Raw genomic sequence first — 22,292 nt, forward strand, 5'->3', positions numbered from 1 at the left:
ACCTGTCACCTCTTTTCTGGTTAACTCATAAATAGTCTTACATGTAAATTCTCATGCCTCATTTGGGCGATTTCCAATCCCGGCAGTGTCCGTCCGAGTTCATCCTCCGGAAGTGCTTTAATGAATGCAACGGCTGTCTGGATGACCTCATGTGACCACAATAACAAGGATTGTCCAGTTGTCTGCCCCAAAGGGATTCCTCTTACTGCATTTTGGATAAGCGAGGACACGGCTGCATACAAACAGGCATAAATGGCCATTTCTACGGTAAGGTTCAGTTCGGTACACACAAGCGCAAATACAATGGCCGGATGACCATAGCATTGCTTTCCTTGGATTTTCTTCAAGTATGCCAATAACGCTTCGGATGGGTATAAGTTCGAGCATAGTTTAGCCATCTGCTGTCCAATTCTTTTCGAGGCTTCCCTGGATTCCCGAGCGGAACATGCGGCGTAAAGCAACTCATCCAGATCCCATATACCTTCAGCCCTATGACTACTTACGAATTCATATGCAAGCCGGCACCCCAGTCCATCTGTATAGGTTAAAGATTTAGAAATGTATACCTTCAAAAACGCCTTTAAAGAAGTTGCATCATGGACCTTCCCTTCTTGAATGTAGGTCTCCATTCCGAATGAATGGGAGAACGACCCAGAAGGAAAATTGGAATCACAAAGCTGGATCAACGGAAACAAACGTTCAATCATGTGAATGGCCGATATGACGGAATGCCTGCTTCACCTTTCTCTTTTCACGACGAAACGGTATATCAAGTTCCATTAAAAGCTCTTCCACCAGGTAATCGTATTGAACAAGCATTTCATCTCCTACAAATTGGGCAGGTAAGTGGCGATTTCCCAATTGATGCGCTACATCGCCCATCTGCCCTAGAGTTGTAGGCAAGATCGTCAAAATATCGTCATCTATCGTATGGATAACGATCATATTATTTTCATCCATATAAAGGATGTCGCCATCCATCAAATCCTTGTTTTCTTTAAGGCGTATCCCAATTTCATTTCCATGATCCGTTTTAACCCTTAGTATCCGTTTTCTTAATGCATCGCTTTCCAGATAAACCTTTTCCATATGTTTCGCTTTTTTTTCAATAAACTCTATATTTCCCAATACTTTTTCAACTATCATGTCATCACCTCAGAATAAAAAGTATCGTTGCGCCATCGGCAGGATTTCCGCTGGCTCGCACGTAATTAAATCACCATCCACCGTCACTTCATATGTTTGCGGATCAACTTCTATGACGGGGGTCTCCCCGTTTAATCTCATATCTTTTTTTGTAATATTACGAATATTCGAGACAGTCTTCACTATTTTTTTCAACCCCAGGTCATCATGAATTCCCGCTTCATATGACGCTTTTGATAGGAACGTAATCGAAGTACTCGCAACGGCCTGTCCAAAACTTGCAAACATCGGGCGGTATAGCACGGGTTGAGGTGTCGGAATAGAAGCATTCGGGTCGCCCATCATACTGTGCGCGATCATGCCTCCTTTTAGAATCATGTCCGGTTTAACCCCGAAAAAGGCAGGATCCCATAGCACCAAGTCTGCGAATTTCCCTTCTTCCACAGATCCGACGACATCAGAAATCCCATGTGTAATTGCTGGATTTATCGTATATTTGGCAATATAACGCTTAACGCGGAAATTGTCCCCTTCCCCTGTATCCTCCAGCATTTTGCCACGCTGCTTTTTCATCTTATCGGCCGTCTGCCATGTTCGCAGAATAACTTCTCCTACACGCCCCATCGCTTGGGAATCGGAGCTGATCATGCTAAAGACGCCCAGGTCATGAAGAATGTCTTCAGCTGCGATAGTCTCTTTTCTTATCCTGGAATCGGCAAAAGCGATATCTTCAGGTACGGATGGATCCAAATGGTGGCATACCATTAGCATATCCAAATGCTCTTCCAACGTATTGATGGTATATGGACGGGTAGGGTTCGTCGAGGACGGGAGAATATTCGGATAACTAGCCGCCTTGATGATATCAGGGGCATGCCCCCCACCCGCTCCTTCGGTATGATATGTATGAATGACACGGCCGTCGATCGCTCTGATTGTATCCTCGACGAAACCACCTTCATTAAGCGTATCGGAATGAATCGCCACTTGAACATCGTATTCGTCAGCCACCATTAAACTTGTATCGATCGCTGCTGCCGTCGTGCCCCAATCTTCATGTAACTTCAGCCCGATCGCACCAGCCTCTATTTGCTCAGCAAGCGGTTCTTTGGAGGAGGAATTACCTTTACCCAAAAAACCGAGATTCATAGGGAAATGATCTGCTGCTTCGAGCATTTTATGTATATTCCAAGCTCCCGGAGTACACGTCGTGGCGTTCGTTCCCGTTGCAGGTCCGGTTCCCCCACCGATCATTGTCGTGATCCCGCTTGACAGTGAAGTCTCGATTTGCTGCGGGGCAATGAAATGGATGTGGGCATCAATACCACCAGCTGTAACGATTTTTCCTTCAGCTGCAATTATTTCAGTAGCTGCTCCTATCACCACTGTCACCCCATCCATCAATAGGGGATTTCCCGCTTTTCCTATAGTTGCAATATTTCCATCCTTCACGCCAATGTCCGCTTTATAGATGCCTGTATAATCGATGATTATCGCGTTGGTGAAAACAAGATCCATCACCTCATCTCTTGAAGCGGTTGGATGCTGCCCCATACCATCACGCACCACTTTACCCCCGCCAAATTTCACTTCATCCCCGTACTTTGTAAAATCCTTTTCTACTTCTATGAAAAGCTCGGTATCTGCCAATCTAATTAAATCCCCTGTTGTCGGACCAAACATATCGGCATATTGCTTACGTGACATTTCATGGCTCATATTTTCACTCCTTATCAAGCGGACCATTCGTTTTATTGCTTAATCCATAAACTTCCCTCTTGCCGCTGAATGGGACCAGTTCGATTTCCTTCGCATCGCCCGGCTCAAAACGGACAGCTGTACCAGCAGGAATGTTCAGCCTTTTCCCAAAAGCATTCTCACGAATGAACTCCAGTCCAAGATTCACTTCATAAAAGTGAAAGTGTGAGCCAATCTGTATCGGGCGGTCTCCCCTGTTGATGACTGTTAGGACCGTTGAAATCTTTCCCTCGTTACATACGATCGGTTCTTTTTTCAAGATATATTCACCTGGTATCATGGCCTCTTCCTCCTTACTGAATCGGATTATGAACAGTCACAAGCTTTGTACCATCCGGAAACGTTGCCTCAACTTGAATATCGTGAATAATGTCAGGAATCCCATCCATAACATCTTCAATTGAAAGAATCGTCCTGCCAAATTGCATCAGTTCCGATACTGATTTACCATCCCTGGCCCCTTCAACTATTTCGTAGGTAATCAAGGCAATGGATTCCGGATAGTTCAATTTCAAGCCGCGATCTTTTCGCCTTCTTGCCAAATCCGCCGCCACTACAACCATTAACTTTTCCTGTTCCCTTGCCGTTAAACGCATACCCTCTCTCCTTTTGCCAATCTATGCCGTTAAAATACCTACCCCTTAAGTTCGGCTGCAACTCTTTCAATGCGCCGTTTCAGTCAATTACCATTATCCGACCCAACATTCCGGCCCTTAACTTTACATAGTTATGTAAGTTTATCTAACATTATTTTAATTATAATAAATTATCTGACAATTACAACCCTTAAAATGAATTTAATTGTAAATTGATAAGCCTTCCCCTTTTGAAAAGACTTAGCTAAAATTTGATAATACTGAATTATCCTTGCTATAATTTCATGGGATAACGTTTAGAAAAAAACAAGATTGAAAGGGGAATGTAAAATGAATTATGTTAAAAATCAACTGACAGCCATGCGCAGCAATCTTTTAAAAGAAATTGAGGGAATCAATCCAGAGTTCATGGATGTACAGCCTGAAGGTTTTAATAATACAATCCATTGGCACATTGGACATGTACTTTCTGCAGCGGAAAAATTTTTATTGAACTCCAGCAGCAATTTGCCAGAGAATTACGGGCAGCTATTCGGATATGGTTCAAAACCTGCCGACTGGACCGGAGATGTACCTACCGTTGAAGTATTAAAGCAACAGTTGCATGAACAACTTGATCGACTTCTTGAAATTCCGGAAGAACGATTGACCGAAAAAACAGCACAGCCTTTCAACGGAATGGAAACAGTGGGAGAATTCATTAATTTTGTAGTCTTGCACGAAACCAATCATATAGGCCAAATTCACGCAATGAAATTATTCATAGAATCCAATAATAACTAAGAGTAAGTAACTGTCACCCTGTTTTTCTTGAAATGGGAGTGGCAGTTCTTTTATTTAGGACGAAAAATTACAGTTTTGGTGCGTTTGCACGTACGTTTGGAGCATATGCTCGTGAGTTTTTTAGCTTTTACTCATAAAATTCTAGCGTTACTCGGTAATTCGGAGCTTTAATTCGTGAATTCGGAGCATTACTCGTGAGTTTTAAGCTTTTACTCGTGAGTTTGCAGTAAATACTCGTGAATTTGGTGCAAATACTCGTGAATTTTAAGCTTTTACTCGTGAGTTTGCAGCAAATACTCGTGAATTCGAGCGTTACTCGTGAGTTTGCAGCAAATACTTGTGAATAAAATTAAAAAAGGCCCCCGCTTTTTATAGCGAGGGCTTTCGTCTGTTCACCCGTAAAGCTGAGTAAACGCCTCTCAAGTCATCTGGTCCTGGTTATCCATATAATCACTGTATGCTTTTTCCGCTGAGGCTTCCGAAGTGAACAAAGCATCATCATCCTCGATCGTATGAAATGTATCGTTCAGGAACAAGGCAACTGCATTGGGATCTTTGGGGTGCGGAACAATTTCCGCTGCCCTGATATTCGAAACTGTAGGGACATGGGGATTATTATAAATCACAAACACCTCGTCACCGACCTGCACTTCTTTTGCATTGATTACACCCATTGAATTCTTCCTTTCCATTACTGATTTTCCTTTAGTTTATGGAAAGAAACTTATAATTATTTATGAAAGATGACAGACCTCGCAAGTGGCGTTATCTGAATGGGGCCCCTTCAACATGAAGGAGCCCCGCCATTCACTTAAGCATATTCATTTTTTGTAAAAATTCGATCGGATGCTGTTTCCGGAAAAATTCCCTAAGCATATAGGCAACACCATCTTGATCATTGGAGCGCGTCACCCATTTTGCCACTTTCCGTACTTCCTCATCCGCATTGCCCATGGCAACTCCCAGACCAGAACCGGCAATCATATCCATATCATCCAATCCATCGCCAATCGAGACGATCTCCGTTCTTTTCACCTTTAAATGGTCCGCTAAATACAATACACCACTCCATTTAGATACACCCTTCGGAACGATTGTCAGTTTATGTCCTGGGTGTAAGACTGCATCCACCTCAGGGAACATTTCCTTTATCAATTTCAACATATCATTTCGAGCATTTTTTTCTGGAAATATAATGTCCATCTTCGTCGGGGCCATCGGCTGATCAATAAGCTCTTCACTGATATCATCCACATAATTTTGAGCATAAATATTTTGGTCATTCAAATACATAACCGATTTACCAAGCAAATTCTCCGGGAGGTTCACCCGATTGCCCAGCGAGTATTTTTCATGAATGAGCAATATTTGGCACGTGGTCTTTTCAAGCATTTGCACTAGCTCTGCAGTCAGTTCTTCTGATATTCTTTTTACCATTATCGGCTTTTCCACGGAAGCTCCGACAAAGGCTCCTTGCTGAGCAACGATCATCGGATTTATTTTTAGGGCTTTGGCCACTTTTTTTGCTGAGTGATAGTTTCTTGACGTCACAAGTGCAACATGGACACCTTTTTGGTGAACATAATCTATTGCTTCTTTAGTCGATTTATTTAAACGGCCATTCGACTGGAGCAATGTCCCGTCGATATTGACCGCAAGTAGTCGATATACCATGCTGATCTCTCCCATCTGTTGTATCCTCTTTCAAAATTTATGACTAAAATTTCGAGAATAGAACAAATAGTGGTTCACGCCCCTTGCACTTGTGCTTTCAGGGAACAAAAAAACCCCCAACCATTAAAGAAGGGAGTCTCCAACTGCTTATTGCTGTTGCTCAGGCAAGCCATATAAATCTTCAAGCGGCTTCATGATAATTTTATTGAGGTCTGCGATGACCATGCTCATCCGTTGTTCAGCTTCCATCAATTGTGAAATGGTTGGGTTTTGTTGGACAAGCTGTACCGTCTTTTGTGCTTGCTCAACCTCTTCCGGTGCAATCTCCTGTCCCATCATTTGCTTTTGCTGCAATGACATCTGCAGATTACGGAAGTTTTCAAACATTCCTTTTGTTGCTTCATCCGAATTCACAAGATCATATAAGCGTTGCAAATCGGCGTATTCATTGCTTGCCCTAATCGCCTTTTCCATTTCATACGCTGCATCATATACGTTACTCATTTATTTCCCCTCCCGGTAATCATTGTATTCCTACACCTTTTCCACTATAACAAATCCGATTGAGAATTACACGTCATCCTATTAAAACAGTTACGAAACCTTGAAATAAACCGATGATTCCACCAAGCAAGGCCCCAAGGTATGTGATCATCGACAATTCCTTCTTAGTGATGGAAACGACCATTTCCTCAAGACGGGACACAGAAAAGGACGAAACCTGTTCTTCCACGATATCGTCCAAATGAAGTTTTTGGAATAGCGGCTGGAAATGATTGATTACGTACTCGGCACCTTTTTCCACAAAAATCGGAACGCCCTTTTCCACAATGGTGTCCGAGAAATTGACAGTCAATTCTCGAACCGGCTTATTCAGGATCGAAGCGACAGGCAGTATTTCAACCGTTTTTTCGGTAATCCATTGTTTTATCGTTTCTCTCCCGATCATTCCCTCGATTTTCTCTATATCCCATTTCTCGAGATTTCCCCACTCTTTCACCAACATCACTGACAATATATCAATCGTTCTCGATTGTTCAAAAAATTTAATGATTTCCGGCTGAATCTTGTCAATTAACTTTTCGTTTCCAATGAACATCTGAATTAAATTGATCAGCTTGCCCCGTTCCTTGAAAAAATCATCCAACATGTCTTCAAGACGGCGTTTGCCTTCCGCACTGTCAAAATATTCTTTTCCCTTTTTCACGATGAAACGTGACAAATCAGGAATCGAGTCGAGGGCTTTTTGCTGAAGGTGCGGAGGGACGATATCTTTCAAGCTCTTGCTCATGTTCTCTTCCGACCATATTTCATATTTACCAAGAATGAATGTTTGTAATCGCTGTTCTAACGTAAATGAAGAATTCTTCATTCCCAATTGATCAAGTAATTGAGCAGTACTTTTTTGTGTGGACAATGCTTTCTTTACTTCTGCCTGGACGAAAATTTTCATATTCTGTATAGAGGCATCATTGATGACTTTACTTTGAATGCTCTCTGGTGTGATTAAATGATCGACCACCAATTTGCCTAATTGTTTAGCTAACTCATCCTGCCGCTTAGGAATCAACCCTGGTGTCAACGGCAGCTGCTTCCCATAAATATGGATTGGCTTATACGGTCTGAATAGCATTCTGATAGCCAATAAATTAGTGAAGCCACCTATTACTGCACCAACGATGACCATAAACAGTATCTTTAGCCAAAACTCACCCATGAAATTTCTCCTTTTATTGCTTGAAATAAAGGCTTTATGACACCTTCTAATTAAAAAATCATAGAATGTGTTATCCACATTTGCCCATCATTTAATTATTAAAGGATATCAAACTTAGTGCAAACGGGGAATTATTATGAACCTTAACCATCAGAAAGTTTACATTACGGTAAATCCCGCAGAGACTAGAAAGAAGGCGCTATTATTTATCGAAGAAAAATTATTTGAGGAATGGGACCTTCAATTTGGAGAACCCGTAACGATAATGGCTGGATGCCGTTCCGTCCCGGTACTTGTCCAGCCATTCCCGTCATCCCAGCCTACATTGAAACTTTCATATGATATGAACCAAATTTTATCCTTACCCGTTTTTTCCGATCCAATCTCCGTCTCATACCATGCGGATGAAAGGTCAATTAAGATAGGCCCATTCTTCGCTTCACTCATGAACCAGACTCCCTTGCAAGACGGGACATTCGGCGAGATGGAAAAATTTTATCAGGAAATGAAATCATATTGTAATCAGCAGGGCATCCCCTTCTATTTAGTTAAACTGCAGTCTCTTCAAGATGGGGTTGTGGAAGGCTACCTGCCAGGGCAAGGTGGCTGGAAAGCCTTGCCCCTCCCCATCCCTGATGTATTTTATAACCGGATACATTCGCGTAAACTTGAGCAATCGTCTTCTTTCAAGCTGTTTAAAACTGAACTGGAGGAACGGTCGATTCCGATGTTCAACGGAAGGTTCCTCTCCAAACATGATGTACACGAACTACTGATCTTAGAAGATGAGCTTTTGCCAAATTTACCAGAGACGATACTGTTTAACGAAAAGGAAACTTTCTTGACATTTATAGAAAAGCATTCGGTAATCTACTTTAAACCCGCATCAGGCAGCCAAGGCAGGAATATTTGCAGATTAACGCAAGTAGCTGGAAAATGGAAAATCGAGCAATCCGGACATCTCCAGAATGTACATTTTGCTGATACGGATGAAAAGTTGTTTGAAACCTTAAAAAAATTTTCCAGAAAACGATCCTTCATTCTTCAAAAAGGGATTTCCCTATTCGAAACCGATCAGAGAAAAGTTGATTTCCGCATACTACTTCACCGGAACGAACAGCTTGAATGGAAAGTTACATCAATGGTTGCCCGGATTGGGGATCCTGGTACTATTGTTTCCAATCTTGCACAAGGCGGATTGATGAAAAATGGGCCGGATTTTCTAAAAGAAGCATTTGAACTTCAGGACGCCAGCCGCATATATCAAAAGCTCGTACGCCTGGCTAAAAACACTGCACAGGCCTTAGTCGAAAACCTTGACGATTCATTCGGTGAGCTAGGGATCGATTTAGCACTGGACACCGATACCCATCCATGGATCATCGAAGTGAATTCAAAACCTTCGAAAAAATTTCAAGGCAACTATGAAACCTTTCGTCCATCAGTAAAATCAATCATAGATTTCATGCTTGCCCTTAACCCGAAAACCATCCATAAAAGGAGTTGCTAGCACGTGTTAATAGGATTAATGGCCGCGTCGGATACTCATGAAAACAACTACTTCACCGAAATAGCCAAAACCGCTAAATCATTTAATATGAAAGTTTGCAAATTCTCACCGGTAAATATTGATATGGATCTAAAAAAAGTGAGGGGCGAGCGTTTTGATGCCGAGAGCGAAACTTGGATCGCCACATCTTTTGATTTACCTGATTTTGTATATGATCGCTGTTTTCACGGTTTAGTTCGTGAGTCAACGGAAACTCGACACAAAATCGAGTGGTTAAAAGATAACTCGAATTTCTTAGGACTGGGACTTCCTGGTAAGTGGGAAGTGTACCAAATCCTCAAAAACCATCCACACCTACAGGCATTTTTTCCAGAAACCGTACAAGTGACGACACCTGAAGATATTATAGGACATTTGGAACGCCTGGATAAAATCATCATCAAACCTGAATTCGGTGCAGGCGGTACAGGAATCTATCTCCTTTCAAAAACCGAAGACGGGACTTTGGTTTCCATGACGAAAAAGGGCACCAAATATGACCGCCCATTCTCCTCCAAATCTCAGCTTAACAAATGGCTGCAGCATTTATTAAATCGATACCGTTATCTTTGCCAGCCATATTTAGAACTTTGCACCCAAAATAATGAGCCATTCGATTTACGGATTTTACTTCAAAAAAACGAGAAGAATCAATGGATGGAACGGGGACGCGGAATTCGTACGGGACAAAAAGACGGAATTACTTCAAATCTTGCCACAGGCGGGGAAGCCATTTCATTGGATAACTTCAACAAAAGAAACCCGGAAACGATTTCGATTGCTGTCGAACAAAAGATTCATCATATCCTTCGCACCCTGCCCGTTGAAACCGAAGCTGTCTTTGAAAGATTATTCGAGTTGGGAATTGATCTAGGCATCGATAAAAAAGGCCAAATATGGATAATGGACATTAACTCGAAGCCTGGTAGGAAAATCATTCAGGCACTACAGCCGGAGACCATGAAAGATATTCATCGAGCACCGTTTCAGTATAGCCAGTATTTAGCCGAACAGCTTCAGAAAGCAGGTGAATAGGAAGTGAGAAAGACTTATCCTGCCGAAATTGCCGCTATCCCTGGCAATGTTCTCTACTACCCTTCAGAGCTTGGAGATTTGGCAGAGATTGAATTAATTTATTTCGGACGGCATTCATGTCCTGCCATCGTCAAACAAAACCCGGCAGTCAATCAAACAATCGTGCTATCGAAAAGTCTTGCGGAATCTCTACTATTCGATCATACCGATATTCCCCTTCATTTATTCATATACGGCAAGAGCATCCATATCGGACCGCTTGTCGGAATCTTTTCCTCAGGCTTCACGGGCATTTCAAACAAACCTTTAGGGGAGAGATCTGAATTTTTCGCAAAGCTCCTTTCGCTTAGCAAGACCACAGGCTGTATTCCCTTTGTTTTTGGAGAGAATGTAATCAATTGGGATGAGGAGACAATCAAAGGCTATGTATTTGATAAAGATGACTGGAACATTTATGAATTTCCTTTTCCTAATGTCATCTATGACCGGCTACCAAATCGGTTGACGGAAAACCGTGATGGACCTAAAGAAGTGAAGCAGAAATTCCAAAAAATATATACCATACCATGGTATAACCCCGGATTTTTCAACAAATGGGATGTAAATGAAAGGTTATGCGCAGATGAGCGGGCACTGCCTTATTTGCCGGAAACGTATCCATTTCAATCCATATCCGTGGTGGAAACCCTTCTTTCCCATTACCGGCAAGTTTATATAAAGCCCATTCACGGCAGCCTCGGTCTAGGGATTCACCAAATTCTTTATGATAAGCATGAGAATGTTTACTATTGCCGCTATACAAACGAAGCAAAAGAAAATAAACTGCAACGGTTTTCGACATTGGAATCCATCGTTAAACACATTTTTCACGACCGCCCGCTCGAGAATCTGATCGTGCAGCAGGGCATCCCATTAATTCGATCTGAAAAACGTCCAGTGGATTTCCGGGTTCATACGAACAAGGACAGTAATGGAAAATGGCAGGTGACCGCGATTGCCGCAAAAATCGCCGGCGCCGGCAGCGTCACGACCCATATTAAAAGCGGGGGTGTCATCAAAACGGTTGCCGAACTGTTTGGAGATGACGATGAGGCGACAGAAGTCGAACGAAAGCTATCGGAAGCCGCACTGATTTTAAGTGACAGTATAGAAAAGAACTTGGACGGCATCATCGCAGAAATAGGATTTGATTTTGGATTGGATAAAAAAGGGCAGGTTTGGATGTTTGAAGCCAATTCCAAGCCTGGACGTTCCATCTTCTCCCATCCAAAACTCAAGGATTTCGAATTGCTGACCAGAAAGCTAAGCCTTGATTATGCCATTTATCTTACGGAACAGACGATTACAAAATCAATCAGAGTGCCGCAATGAACATTTTTTATGATATCCCCACTGAAAATTGGCACCACACTCATGAGAATGCGGAACTTTTCGCCGGCTCTGCCGAAGAAGAAATCAGCTATAAAAAGAACCATTCGAATCAACCTCTAATTCCAATCACAATATTTCCGGGTAACCGGATGCTTACCGTCGGAATTTTAACTGTTTCCAATCCCAAAAAGGAATCAGGTTTGGGTGGAAACCTGACCCTTTTTCGGGACTTATCATTATATTTATTGCAACATGGAATATTGGCGTATGTATTCACAGGAAATGCCCTTCATTCCGAGTCGATGAAAGGGTATCTTTTTTCCTCCATTTCAAACAAGTGGATTGAATGTAAGGTGCCCTTCCCTGACATCGTCTATAACCGTATCCCCTGGAGGAGCTATGAGGCGTCAGAGGAATTCCAACATCTTATCACACATTTTAAAGATTACCGAATGACTCTATTCAACCCCTGTTTTATAGATAAATATGTGATGTTCGAAGCATTAACTGAAGATGGATCCCTCACCAACCACCTTCCGCCCACCATGGTCTTACGAAACAGCGGTTGCCTTGATTCTTTCCTGGAGACATACAGGCATATATACCTTAAGCCATGCAAAGGAAGCCAAGGGAAGGGCATTTATACCATTATCAAAAATGATGATGATACCCTATTGTTCAATAGCTTAAAGCATAGTGAGTCCTTCCCTGATTTTGCTTCCTTCTGGGATACAAAAAAAAGGGATTTATTAAAAAGGAGCTATCTTGCTCAACAGGCGATCATACCAAAAAAACTCTTTGGACATCGTTATGATTACCGGATTCTCGTCCATTATGAAAAAGGTTTTTATAAAGTGACCGGCAAAGCGGTAAGGATGTCGCAAACTCAGGAAATCACCACCCACACTCCCCGAGGCGGAAAGCTTTTTCCTTATCAGGACATTAAATCAAAAAACCTGGATCTAAAATTAGCGAATATCGCCCAAAAATGCGGAGAGATACTTTCAAAAAAGATCGGGTTTCTCGGAGAGTTTTCCATTGATATAGGGGAAGACGAATCGGGCTCGCTTTTCATATACGAAGTGAACTCAAAGCCGATGCAATTCGATGAAGAAGAAATTGAAACAAACAGGCTTTTGCATTTAAAAAATCTTTTCATTGAATTAACTTTTCCCAACCTGAAAAGAAAATAACACCTCCAGCTGCCGTTTTCCATTATAATCGAATGAGAAACAGTATATATGGAGGTAATACATATGATCACTCATTTTCAATGGGAACCATTGCATAAGAATCTGCCAGGATGGAAAATTTCCTTTTATTTCAACAAGCAGGCAGTCAAAGCCTTGTATCATAAAGATGGATCCATCGAGTGGACAGCCAATCCGCCTTCCGAAACAGATGAAACTAAACTCAAAAGCATGATACATGATTTAATGATCTTCCATGTATATGAATGAAACCCCTTTACATTTATGAAATCGCTTAACAGAATAAAAAAAACTCCTTTGCCTAAACTAAAGAAAAGGCTAGGAGGGATTTCTTTTGGATAAAGAAAAAATGACATTTTTGAAGGATACCGAATATGATGGCAAGGACTCCGTTTACCTGGATATCGACCGTATCATCAATGAAGGAATGGCGGGCGGAAATGTGTATGAAGTCGCTAACCTTCAGAACATCGAAGAAGCACATGATTTTTATGATGAAACAGATCCCAATGTCAATAAATGAATAATGTGGGCTCTCTTATGGAGAGCTCTCTTTTATATCAGTCAGACCGTTAAACGGTAGCATTCAAATAGTCCCATTCTCCCTCGCACTTAAAATATTTTTGTTTAATATCGATGTAATGATATGCTCTGAATCCCATTCATGCCCAGATATCTCGATAAGGGGATAGCGATTCGGTAAAACGACCTGCTGGATTTCATGAACGGTCAGCCCTTGAGAATGCAAGCGTAAAATTTCCCCTTGGAGGTTTTCCAGATAATCCAGTTTTTTTCGAAACATCTCCTTCCCATCAGGAACATGCCCAGCATGACAGCAAAACACTTCCCCGAAGTCATATTGAAGCAATCTTTTTATGGAATCGATGATCACCGGGACAGACTCTTCCCGTAAGACAAGCTTTGTTTTTGGGGTTACGAAAAGGTCTCCTGAAAAAAGCACGCCATTATTGTGATTCAAATACACCATATGGTCCTTTGCATGACCTGGGGTAAAAATCGGCTCCCACGTTTGGGTACGGGAATGAATGGCCTTCCCTAGCGGCTCAGCTTTAAAGGCGTCTCTCTTTCCCCAGAAAATTTTGCGATATTCAGGATATTCAGCATCCTTTGCACAAACCTCAACCGACATCGGGTGAATGAAAAGAGGGACCTTTTTATGTTCCTTTATCCAGGCAGCGCCCCCCGTATGGTCTTCATGATAGTGCGTCAGGGCCACTGAGTCGAAGTCTGCGGATTCATAGAATGGAATAAGCTCTTCCAATAAAATCTGCGCGCCAGTATCTATCAATAGGCCATCCGTTAAAAAGACATACACACTCATCCCCCCCTTGTTCCCGCCAGGAGTCCCATGCACGCAAACCACATCATTTATCGTCTTGATCTCTATCATTCGGTTTCCTCCCCATCATTGTACAAAAATAGTTTTACCTTCCTTTTTTTAACTTTACTATAATAAATGTAGTACCACTTTACCTTTTTGACAAGGAAATATTGGAATAAATAGCCTCGATGAAAATGCTGGATTATTGCATAATAGCCCATTTTCCATGAATCGTTTTAACGGACCGTACCAGATTTATTGACAAAAAAATAAAAGAAACGATTGACATTGCCGGATTTTACAAATAATATAGATTATATTATAAAACTTGAAATATTCTAAAATAATAATTTACTTATCAAGAGTGACGGAGGGATCAGGCCCTGTGATGTCCGGCAACCGCCCTTAGGGAACGGTGCCAATTCCTGCAGAATGATTGCATTCTGAAAGATAAGCCGAGATATGATTTCGCTGCCTCTTTCTGAATGATAGAGGCAGCTTTTTTAATGTTTAAGGGGGAAAGCTCATGATTGAAATCCGTTCAATCCGAAAGGAATACGTCTCGAAGAAAAACCGAGTTATCGGAGTGGATAACGTATCTTTGACCATTCAAACTGGTGAAATATATGGCATTGTCGGCTACAGCGGAGCTGGAAAAAGCTCATTACTCCGCTGCTTGAATTTGCTTGAACGTCCGACAGGTGGAAATATCATTATCGACGGCATTGATTTAACCTCTTTATCTAGCAAAGAGCTTCGTAAACAACGCCAAAAAATCGGAATGATATTCCAGCACTTTTCCCTGGTCAGTTCAAAAACCGTTTATGAAAATGTCGCTTTCGCCTTAAGGGCCGCGCATCGATCCAAGGACGCGACTAAGTTACGTGTATTGGAATTGTTGGAAATCGTAGGGCTCAGCGATAAGAAAGATGTCTATCCTGCACAGCTTAGCGGTGGACAGAAGCAACGGGTCGGCATAGCTCGCGCGTTAGCAAATGAACCCACTGTACTATTATGTGATGAAGCGACTTCAGCCCTTGATCCAACAACTACAAAAGCGATTTTACAGTTATTGAAAAAGATAAGCAGTGAGCTTGGTATCACCATCGTGTTGATTACACATGAAATGGAAGTGGTCAAAGAACTATGCCACCGAGTCGCCGTGATGCAGGATGGCCGGGTAATTGAAGAAGGACCCGTTTATGAAATATTTTCACAGCCCAAACAGGAATTAACGAAGCAATTCATTAGCAGTGTACTGGATTTCGAACTCCCTTCGCACTTGATTGATGAAAGTGAAGGGACGATTATTAAGATCCAATTCGAAGGGCAAACCGCCGGTGAGTCGATTCTTTCGGATACTCTCCAATCCCATGCAGTAAAGGGGAATATTTTACACGGTAAAATTGAGTATATCCAGGATGTTCCTTTAGGCATTTTAATCATCGAGTTAATTGGCGATGCCGTCCAAATTCATGAGGCATTGGAATATATAAAAAATCGTTCCAGTTCTGTGGAGGTGTTAAAACATGTCACTGCTTAATCCCATCGTCAATATTTTACCTGATCTTAATAAAGCCTTTCTTGAAACGATTTATATGGTCGGCGTTTCTCTTGCAGTAGCCCTGCTGATCGGTTTACCGCTAGGAGTATTGCTATTTACAACAACCAGGAATTTATTTTTTGAAAATGGCATCGTGAATCGATCTCTCGGTTTCGCAGTCAATATTGTCCGTTCAATCCCGTTCATCATTCTCTTGGTCGCCCTCCTTCCTTTAACGGACCTACTTACGGGATCGACGATAGGGCCAAGAGCAGCTTCTGTTTCCCTGTCCGTATCCGCAATCCCTTTTTTTGCAAGGATTGTTGAAACGGCATTACGTGAAATAGACAGAGGAGTGATTGAAGCTGCAATTGCCGTAGGTGCCACTCCATGGATGATCATTAAGGATGTACTTCTTCCAGAGGCAAAACCGGGAATCATTCAAGGACTGACATTAACGACCATTTCGCTAATCGGTTACTCAGCAATGGCAGGGACAATCGGCGGTGGCGGAATTGGCGACCTGGCAATCCGGTACGGATATTACCGATATGACAACACAGTCATGATCACGACGATCGTCGTGCTGATCTGCCTTGTGCAACTCATTCAAATGGTTGGTGACAAAGTTTCATACATAGTTAACAAGCGATAGGATCAATCATTTTTTTAAATGACTCAATACATTTCATTACTCAGGAGGAATTTCAAATGAAGAAAATAGCTTCGTTATTATCAGTCTGTGCACTTGCACTCGGCTTGGCAGCATGCGGGAGCGATGATGCATCCCCAAATACTGAAGACAAAAAAGAATTGAAGATCGGGGCGACTACCGGGCCGTACGCCGATATGGTTAAGGAGGCCATCAAACCAGGTCTGGAAGATCTCGGATACAAAATAGAAATCGTCGAATTCACCGACTATATCCAGCCGAATAAGTCGCTTGGCAACAACTCGATCGACGCCAACCTTTTCCAGCATAAAGTGTACATGGATAACTTCGCTAAAGAAAATGATTTAAAGCTTTCCGACCTTATCATAGTTCCAACAGCGCCAATGGGCATATATTCTAATAAGTATAATTCATTGAAAGAAGTGAAAGACGGTACATCCCTTGCAGTGCCCAATGATCCGGTTAACCTGGCACGTGCACTAAAAGTGCTGGTGGATGAAGGGTTGATTGAAGTCGATCCAAATGTCGACCCTTTAAAAGTATCTGAAAAGGATGTAACGAAAAATCCAAAAAACATCCAGCTAAAACCATTGGAATCCGCTCAGTTACCCCGCGCAACAGACAGCGTTGACCTATCGGCGGTCCCTGGCAACTTTGCTCTTGCAGCGAAAATGGACCTCAAGGATGCCCTAGTTTTAGAAAAAATGCCGGATATGTATCGAAACGTTGTTGCAGTGAATACAAAAGATGTAGACGCTCAATTTGCCAAGGATATTAAATCAGTAGTGGAATCCGACCAGTTTGAAAAAGTGATCGATGACAAATTTGCCGGATTCGGAAAACCAGACTGGATGGATTGATCAAATAATCAAGGCCTGCTTCCCCTTTACCGGGAACAGGCCTTTCATTAAGGAGAGCAAATATGAATACCTTACTGGAGGTCCGCAGCGGCCCCGCTTATTACGCCTGTAAAGCAAATGTCCTTGAAAACCTGGAAGTGAAACTGAGTAAAGGGAACATTCGTAAAGTGCTCGTTATTCATGGACGAAAATCTTGGGAAGTTACTGAACCCTTTTTTCCTTCCTTAGAACATATTGAGACGATCTTTTTCACATACGGCGGGGAATGCAGTGACCCGGAAATTGAACGCGTCAAGAAGGCTGCTCTTGAACATGGTGCAGATGCATTAATTGGCATTGGCGGCGGTAAGTTGCTCGACCTCGCCAAATCGGCCGGAAACTCGCTTCAAAAGGAAATCATCCTCATTCCAACCTTGGCTTCCACCTGCGCTGCCTGGACACCGTTGAGTGTTATTTATGATGATAATGGTTCATATGTCCGTTATGATATTCATGAAAAAAGCACTTGGATGTTATTGATCGAACCAGGAATTCTTCTTAATTCGCCGATTAACTATTTACGTGCTGGAATCGGCGATACATTGGCGAAATGGTACGAGGGCAATGCACTGGCCGAAAAGCTTGCCACCAAGTCCGTTTGTATTGAATTGGCCCATCTGGCCGCAAGGCAATGCCAGGAAGTTTTATTGACATATGGCGAGGAAGCCTTAGCTGATTTGGAAAAAGGGAAATGGACAGATGCGCTGCAGCGTGTAATTGAAACGAACATCATCACCAGTGGTCTTGTTGGCGGGTTTGGCGGCCAGTACTTGCGCGTTGCCGGTGCCCACTCCATTCATAATGGCATGACTTCCATCACGCAAGCGCATCATTTACTTCACGGGGAAAAAGTTGCATATGGCATTTTAGTCCAGCTTGTGCTAGAAGGGAAATTCTCGGAAATCAAACAATTGCTGCCCATCTACCAGGTGCTTAAATTGCCGATGACATTGCTTGATATTGGCCTGACTGTTGAACATAAGGCCGAACTTCAACAGATTGCAGCCCACTCTGTCAAAGAAGGTGAAGACATCCATCTTCTCTTCCCTGATATCAACAAGGAAAAAGTGGCAGCCGCCATGGAAAACCTTGAAATCCTTACAAACCATGCAAACCCATCCACGGACTAAAAAAGCAATGGGGTTTTTACCCCATCGCTTTTTTTTGATTCCTCATTGTTTGTTTAAAATCATCCTTTTCACCAAGCATACATAATGTGCCGATAATACTTCAGTATAATAAAAGAAGGTATTACCTTACTGTCTGTTTCCATAATCCAAGAAGATCACTTTCATGTTGTCTGTGCATGCCTGCTTTTCTATCGGCAGATTCCGGACGGCCCTTTTCCCAATTCCATATATCTTCGAGAGTTTCTGATAGGGGACGGAATGTTAGTCCATTATTGATGGCTTGATCGTTGTCGACAGCCAAAAACCCATTCAAAGGTTCCTTACCTCCTGGTAAAGGGAATTCTTCCGGTATCCATAAAGGCATTTCTCCCCACGGCTCTACTTTATTGTCTTTTAAAAATTTTTCAGATACCCATGTAAAGGCAGCATCACTTCTTGTTACCTTTTTGCAGCCTTCAAGTATTTGCCCCATAGTCAGTGTGTAGTCTGGTCCAACGGCATTATACGTACCTGTCATGCCCTTTTCCATCATTTGGATGATCCAATGAGCCAAGTCCCTTGCATCGATAATTTGGATTGGACGTCCAGGGCGTCCAGGCGCTAAAACTTCTCCCCCTTCCGCTATTCTTTTAAGCCAGTACGGCAATCGGTCAGTGTAATCATATGGACCTACTATTTGCCCGGCACGAATTGACAAGACTTTCCCCGGCAGTTCTTTTTCAGCTGCTTTTTCGCTTAATGATTTTAACGGTCCATAATATTCACCGTATATCGGCCCAGCCGTTCCGCGGGTTATTTCTTCTGCTTTATCTTCATTTAGTGCATGAACCTCTCCATTTTCATCAATACCTGGTTCGGTTGGATCACTATAAACCGAGATGCTTGAAATATATGTATAATGTTTAACTTGATTAAGCAACCTGCAAGATTTCGATACAGTTCGAGGGATAAAGCCTGATGTATCAATTACTGCATCCCACTGTCTTCCTTTAAGCATTTCAAGATCCCCGTCGCGGTCCCCTTTTAACTGTTCTATTTCGGGGAAAACATAAGGGTCATTTCCACGATTAAAAAGTGTGACATCATGCCCCTTCTCTATTGCAGCTTTTGCTAAATATCGGCCTAAAAACCGTGTACCACCCAATATTAAAATGTTCATAAGATCTCCTCCTCTTTAACGATATTCCATAAAGCATACGCAATACCCTTTCCTGAAATTAATAATACTTGCAACTTTTCTTTGGTTTTCCCTTCTCGGAAAAACTAAAGATATCCTAATCTTTTGAACTTTATTCTTTTTCGCTATAATGATAGGGAAAGGGAGAAAGAAGGTGGAACCGATGCTTGAAAATCTTAAACAAAAATTCCCGAACGCTCTTACCAATAGAAAGGATACTGATGATATTTCTAATTATGTTTGGTTCGAAGACTTCAGAAGTATACTTGGCATTCCCCGTTCAGAAATCACAGCAGAAGAAATCCGTTTATTGGAACTGCTTTTTGTTCCTTCCATAAACCCAAATGACCTCAATGCACATCCAGGCTCATCATGGAAAATTTTTTTATCCGAACCGAATGCACCATTGCCTTTAACGAGCTGGGAGAATGTTCGATTCCTTCATTTCAAGTTGACTCATGCTGATTTTTCCAACTCCGATTTTGAAGGGGCCTTCCTCGCTTTCGTTCCATCTGACGCAGCTATTATTTGGGAAAATGAAACGTCAGGCGTCTTAATTGAACCGGACAAGGATGAACCATTATCAAATAAAGAACTGATCGCCATTACTTCCACACTTGAAAGTGACTTTTATGTAAAGACCCGTATGTTCACCGGGCGCTTTCACCCTGTAGATCAAGACCTTCGCCATCACTGGACTCAGGAGAAAAAGTGTTTTGAAGTGGCACAGGTGCATCTGCCGGATATAAAAGTGACTGATTTGGCAGACATCATCCCATACTCATTAATAAATGATCCATCCTTTAAGAATGCAAATTGGTTTATCAATGAAATTCTTGGCAAGACCAAGCAGGATACTGAGCTTATCAAAACGGTTAAAACGTATATCGAATGTAACTCCAATGCCACATTTGCCGCCAAACAGCTTTATATACATCGGAACAGCTTACAATACCGAATCGATAAATTCTCTGAAAAAACTGGTCTCGATATTAGAAACTTCCGTCATGCCCTTACTGCATACTTGATACTTTTACTGAATGATTAATTTCCAATGTAAGCACTTTTTTGTGCAATATGCCCATACTTTTTTCAAAACCTATAGCTTAGACTATAGCTAATTGGTACAAGTAATCTAAGAGTTTAAAAGGGGGATTTTTCATGGCAGAGTTAGTGTTAGATCATATATTCAAGATTTATGATAAAAAGGTGACGGCTGTTAAAGACTTCAACCTTCGTGTTGCCGATAAGGAATTCATCGTTTTTGTGGGACCTTCAGGTTGCGGTAAATCAACGACATTAAGGATGATTGCCGGACTGGAAGACATTTCCCAAGGGGATTTATACATAGACGGCAAGCGAGTCAATGATGTCCCCCCTAAAGATCGCGATATTGCGATGGTTTTCCAGAACTATGCCTTATATCCTCATATGTCTGTATTTGACAATATGGCATTCGGATTAAAGCTCAGGAAAACGCCAAAAGCTGAAATCAAGCAAAGAGTAAATGAAGCGGCAAGGATTCTCGGACTTGAAGAGCTGCTAAACAGGAAACCTAAAGCGCTTTCAGGTGGTCAGCGCCAGCGTGTTGCACTTGGCCGTGCAATTGTAAGGGACGCAAAAGTTTTCTTGATGGATGAGCCATTATCCAATCTCGACGCAAAACTGCGGGTTCAAATGCGCGCGGAAATAGCTAAACTGCATAAACGGCTCGACACCACAACGATATATGTCACACATGACCAAACAGAGGCAATGACCATGGCGACACGTCTTGTTGTAATGAAAGATGGTATCATCCAACAGGTCGGTGCTCCAAAGGATGTTTATGAGAAACCAATAAACGTGTTTGTCGGCGGCTTTATCGGATCGCCTGCCATGAACTTCTTTACCGGAACATTAAAAGAAGGCACAATCAAAATAGGCGAACAAACGCTTGAAATACCTGAATTTAAGATGAAAATGCTACGTGATCAAGGATATGTCGGAAAAGAAGTAATCCTTGGCATCCGTCCGGAAGATTTCCATAATGAAGGAGCTTATTTCACGGAGTCCCCTAACACTACATTCACGACCCAAATTGATGTAGCCGAACTCATGGGCGCGGAGATCATGCTCTACTCCACTTTAGAGGGGCAGGACTTCGTTGCAAGGGTCGATGCCAATAACATTATCCAGGCAGGCGAAAAGATCGAACTTGCGCTCGACATGAATAAAGCGCACTTTTTTGATAAAGGGACAGAACATCGCATTTTAGTTGAAGAAGATGAACAGATGCAGGAAAGCATGAAGTTATCTGCCAATTAAACATGAAAAGACCCATTCATTATGGGTCTTTTTACGTTTATTAAAATAAAGGGCGATTCATTCCTGGACCAATACCACTTCATCATGTCCGCATTCAGGGCATTTCATGAGATGGGGGCATTGCCCTTTTTGAAGGGATTGAGGGTATCCGTCGTTTTCTTTAAGTATGTCGATATCCATATAAGCACTGTAATCATCAGCATAATCCATGAATTTCCCTTTATCCTCAAGTTCACTGCCGCATTCCGGGCAATCTACATGAATTTTTCTTAGACCGTTGCAAAGCGGGCATATAGACATTGTTTTTCCTCCTGTTCCAGATACTTATGATTTCAGTATTTGTCGATTCCAGTATTTTAACACATGGAAACACCCTCCCTA

26 protein-coding genes and 1 riboswitch are annotated in these 22,292 nt (G+C 42.1%); of the genes, 13 read left to right on the top strand and 13 right to left on the bottom strand.

All coding sequences use genetic code 11. The annotated features are described in order from the left end of the window. Positions 1-20: 20 nt before the first annotated feature. The 5 genes from AC1DIV_RS13365 to AC1DIV_RS13385 are packed head-to-tail and all read right to left on the bottom strand — an operon-like array spanning position 21 to position 3,500. A complete protein-coding gene (locus tag AC1DIV_RS13365) occupies positions 21-707 on the bottom strand; it encodes an urease accessory protein UreF (RefSeq protein WP_340875160.1) in 687 nt (228 codons plus the stop codon). Continuing rightward, on the bottom strand, positions 700-1,146 hold the full coding sequence (ureE, locus tag AC1DIV_RS13370) for an urease accessory protein UreE (protein ID WP_340875157.1): 447 nt from the start codon (positions 1,144-1,146) through the stop codon (positions 700-702). Before ureE ends, AC1DIV_RS13365 begins: the two co-directional genes overlap by 8 nt. A gap of 9 nt (positions 1,147-1,155) precedes the next feature. Beyond that, positions 1,156-2,865 carry an urease subunit alpha gene (ureC, locus tag AC1DIV_RS13375; RefSeq protein ID WP_340875155.1) on the bottom strand — a complete coding sequence of 570 codons (1,710 nt, stop codon included), beginning with the start codon at positions 2,863-2,865 and terminating at the stop codon, positions 1,156-1,158. Between the two features lie 4 nt (positions 2,866-2,869). Then, positions 2,870-3,184 carry an urease subunit beta gene (locus AC1DIV_RS13380; RefSeq protein ID WP_340875153.1) on the bottom strand — a complete coding sequence of 105 codons (315 nt, stop codon included), beginning with the start codon at positions 3,182-3,184 and terminating at the stop codon, positions 2,870-2,872. Positions 3,185-3,197: 13 nt separating this feature from the next. After that, positions 3,198-3,500 carry an urease subunit gamma gene (locus tag AC1DIV_RS13385; RefSeq protein WP_340875149.1) on the bottom strand — a complete coding sequence of 101 codons (303 nt, stop codon included), beginning with the start codon at positions 3,498-3,500 and terminating at the stop codon, positions 3,198-3,200. A gap of 330 nt (positions 3,501-3,830) precedes the next feature. On the opposite strand from AC1DIV_RS13385, the gene AC1DIV_RS13390 reads away from it, so the two are divergent. Then, positions 3,831-4,283 (top strand): DinB family protein, encoded by a 453-nt coding sequence (locus AC1DIV_RS13390; RefSeq protein ID WP_034314737.1) that lies wholly within the window; start codon positions 3,831-3,833, stop codon positions 4,281-4,283. 419 nt (positions 4,284-4,702) lie between these two features. Here AC1DIV_RS13390 and AC1DIV_RS13395 read toward each other — a convergent pair whose 3' ends face one another. The 5 genes from AC1DIV_RS13395 to AC1DIV_RS13415 form a co-directional block, all read right to left on the bottom strand. Further along, positions 4,703-4,975, bottom strand: coding sequence for a transcriptional regulator SplA domain-containing protein (locus AC1DIV_RS13395; RefSeq protein ID WP_222620128.1), 273 nt, complete (start codon positions 4,973-4,975; stop codon positions 4,703-4,705). A gap of 115 nt (positions 4,976-5,090) precedes the next feature. Continuing rightward, positions 5,091-5,957 carry a Cof-type HAD-IIB family hydrolase gene (locus AC1DIV_RS13400; protein ID WP_340875145.1) on the bottom strand — a complete coding sequence of 289 codons (867 nt, stop codon included), beginning with the start codon at positions 5,955-5,957 and terminating at the stop codon, positions 5,091-5,093. Positions 5,958-6,104: 147 nt separating this feature from the next. Continuing rightward, positions 6,105-6,461: a YlbF/YmcA family competence regulator gene (locus AC1DIV_RS13405; RefSeq protein ID WP_034314741.1), complete on the bottom strand. Its 357-nt coding sequence runs from the start codon at positions 6,459-6,461 to the stop codon at positions 6,105-6,107. A gap of 73 nt (positions 6,462-6,534) precedes the next feature. Further along, complete coding sequence (locus AC1DIV_RS13410) at positions 6,535-7,674, bottom strand: DUF445 domain-containing protein (protein WP_477576560.1); 1,140 nt, start codon at positions 7,672-7,674, stop codon at positions 6,535-6,537. A gap of 240 nt (positions 7,675-7,914) precedes the next feature. Beyond that, positions 7,915-8,121: a hypothetical protein gene (locus AC1DIV_RS13415; protein WP_162259522.1), complete on the bottom strand. Its 207-nt coding sequence runs from the start codon at positions 8,119-8,121 to the stop codon at positions 7,915-7,917. A gap of 37 nt (positions 8,122-8,158) precedes the next feature. Here AC1DIV_RS13415 and AC1DIV_RS13420 point away from each other — a divergent pair, with 37 nt between their 5' ends. The 6 genes from AC1DIV_RS13420 (at position 8,159) to AC1DIV_RS13445 (ending at position 13,363) form a co-directional block, all read left to right on the top strand. After that, positions 8,159-9,184 carry a YheC/YheD family endospore coat-associated protein gene (locus tag AC1DIV_RS13420; RefSeq protein WP_340875142.1) on the top strand — a complete coding sequence of 342 codons (1,026 nt, stop codon included), beginning with the start codon at positions 8,159-8,161 and terminating at the stop codon, positions 9,182-9,184. Between the two features lie 3 nt (positions 9,185-9,187). Next, complete coding sequence (locus AC1DIV_RS13425) at positions 9,188-10,258, top strand: YheC/YheD family endospore coat-associated protein (protein WP_340875139.1); 1,071 nt, start codon at positions 9,188-9,190, stop codon at positions 10,256-10,258. Between the two features lie 3 nt (positions 10,259-10,261). After that, positions 10,262-11,629: a YheC/YheD family endospore coat-associated protein gene (locus AC1DIV_RS13430; protein ID WP_048687401.1), complete on the top strand. Its 1,368-nt coding sequence runs from the start codon at positions 10,262-10,264 to the stop codon at positions 11,627-11,629. After that, a complete protein-coding gene (locus AC1DIV_RS13435) occupies positions 11,626-12,822 on the top strand; it encodes a YheC/YheD family endospore coat-associated protein (RefSeq protein WP_289349250.1) in 1,197 nt (398 codons plus the stop codon). Before AC1DIV_RS13430 ends, AC1DIV_RS13435 begins: the two co-directional genes overlap by 4 nt. Positions 12,823-12,885: 63 nt before the next feature. Further along, positions 12,886-13,089, top strand: a complete 204-nt coding sequence (locus tag AC1DIV_RS13440; RefSeq protein ID WP_034314751.1) for a YheE family protein — start codon at positions 12,886-12,888, stop codon at positions 13,087-13,089. Between the two features lie 85 nt (positions 13,090-13,174). Further along, positions 13,175-13,363: a hypothetical protein gene (locus AC1DIV_RS13445; protein WP_034314753.1), complete on the top strand. Its 189-nt coding sequence runs from the start codon at positions 13,175-13,177 to the stop codon at positions 13,361-13,363. 63 nt (positions 13,364-13,426) lie between these two features. Here AC1DIV_RS13445 and AC1DIV_RS13450 read toward each other — a convergent pair whose 3' ends face one another. After that, complete coding sequence (locus AC1DIV_RS13450; protein WP_052137500.1) at positions 13,427-14,251, bottom strand: MBL fold metallo-hydrolase; 825 nt, start codon at positions 14,249-14,251, stop codon at positions 13,427-13,429. Between the two features lie 283 nt (positions 14,252-14,534). Further along, positions 14,535-14,639, top strand: a riboswitch (SAM riboswitch). A gap of 69 nt (positions 14,640-14,708) precedes the next feature. On the opposite strand from AC1DIV_RS13450, the gene AC1DIV_RS13455 reads away from it, so the two are divergent. From AC1DIV_RS13455 to AC1DIV_RS13470, 4 genes are all read left to right on the top strand, one after another. Continuing rightward, a complete protein-coding gene (locus AC1DIV_RS13455) occupies positions 14,709-15,725 on the top strand; it encodes a methionine ABC transporter ATP-binding protein (RefSeq protein WP_340875133.1) in 1,017 nt (338 codons plus the stop codon). Then, positions 15,712-16,380, top strand: a complete 669-nt coding sequence (locus AC1DIV_RS13460; protein WP_048687408.1) for a methionine ABC transporter permease — start codon at positions 15,712-15,714, stop codon at positions 16,378-16,380. Before AC1DIV_RS13455 ends, AC1DIV_RS13460 begins: the two co-directional genes overlap by 14 nt. A 56-nt stretch (positions 16,381-16,436) precedes the next feature. Continuing rightward, positions 16,437-17,258: a MetQ/NlpA family ABC transporter substrate-binding protein gene (locus AC1DIV_RS13465; protein ID WP_202186550.1), complete on the top strand. Its 822-nt coding sequence runs from the start codon at positions 16,437-16,439 to the stop codon at positions 17,256-17,258. Between the two features lie 62 nt (positions 17,259-17,320). After that, a complete protein-coding gene (locus AC1DIV_RS13470) occupies positions 17,321-18,427 on the top strand; it encodes an iron-containing alcohol dehydrogenase family protein (protein ID WP_340875130.1) in 1,107 nt (368 codons plus the stop codon). Between the two features lie 121 nt (positions 18,428-18,548). Here AC1DIV_RS13470 and AC1DIV_RS13475 read toward each other — a convergent pair whose 3' ends face one another. Next, positions 18,549-19,586 carry an NAD-dependent epimerase/dehydratase family protein gene (locus AC1DIV_RS13475; RefSeq protein ID WP_340875128.1) on the bottom strand — a complete coding sequence of 346 codons (1,038 nt, stop codon included), beginning with the start codon at positions 19,584-19,586 and terminating at the stop codon, positions 18,549-18,551. 181 nt (positions 19,587-19,767) lie between these two features. Here AC1DIV_RS13475 and AC1DIV_RS13480 point away from each other — a divergent pair, with 181 nt between their 5' ends. After that, positions 19,768-20,652 (top strand): PucR family transcriptional regulator, encoded by an 885-nt coding sequence (locus AC1DIV_RS13480; RefSeq protein WP_340875127.1) that lies wholly within the window; start codon positions 19,768-19,770, stop codon positions 20,650-20,652. Positions 20,653-20,765: 113 nt separating this feature from the next. Further along, entirely contained in the window at positions 20,766-21,911 is a 1,146-nt protein-coding gene (locus tag AC1DIV_RS13485) for an ABC transporter ATP-binding protein (protein ID WP_053534052.1), read from the top strand. A 57-nt stretch (positions 21,912-21,968) separates the two neighbouring features. Here the strand turns inward: AC1DIV_RS13485 and AC1DIV_RS13490 are convergent, their stop codons facing one another. Further along, positions 21,969-22,211: a hypothetical protein gene (locus AC1DIV_RS13490; protein WP_034314767.1), complete on the bottom strand. Its 243-nt coding sequence runs from the start codon at positions 22,209-22,211 to the stop codon at positions 21,969-21,971. Positions 22,212-22,292 lie beyond the last annotated feature (81 nt).

Source organism: Peribacillus sp. 05N428, from assembly GCF_056397085.1.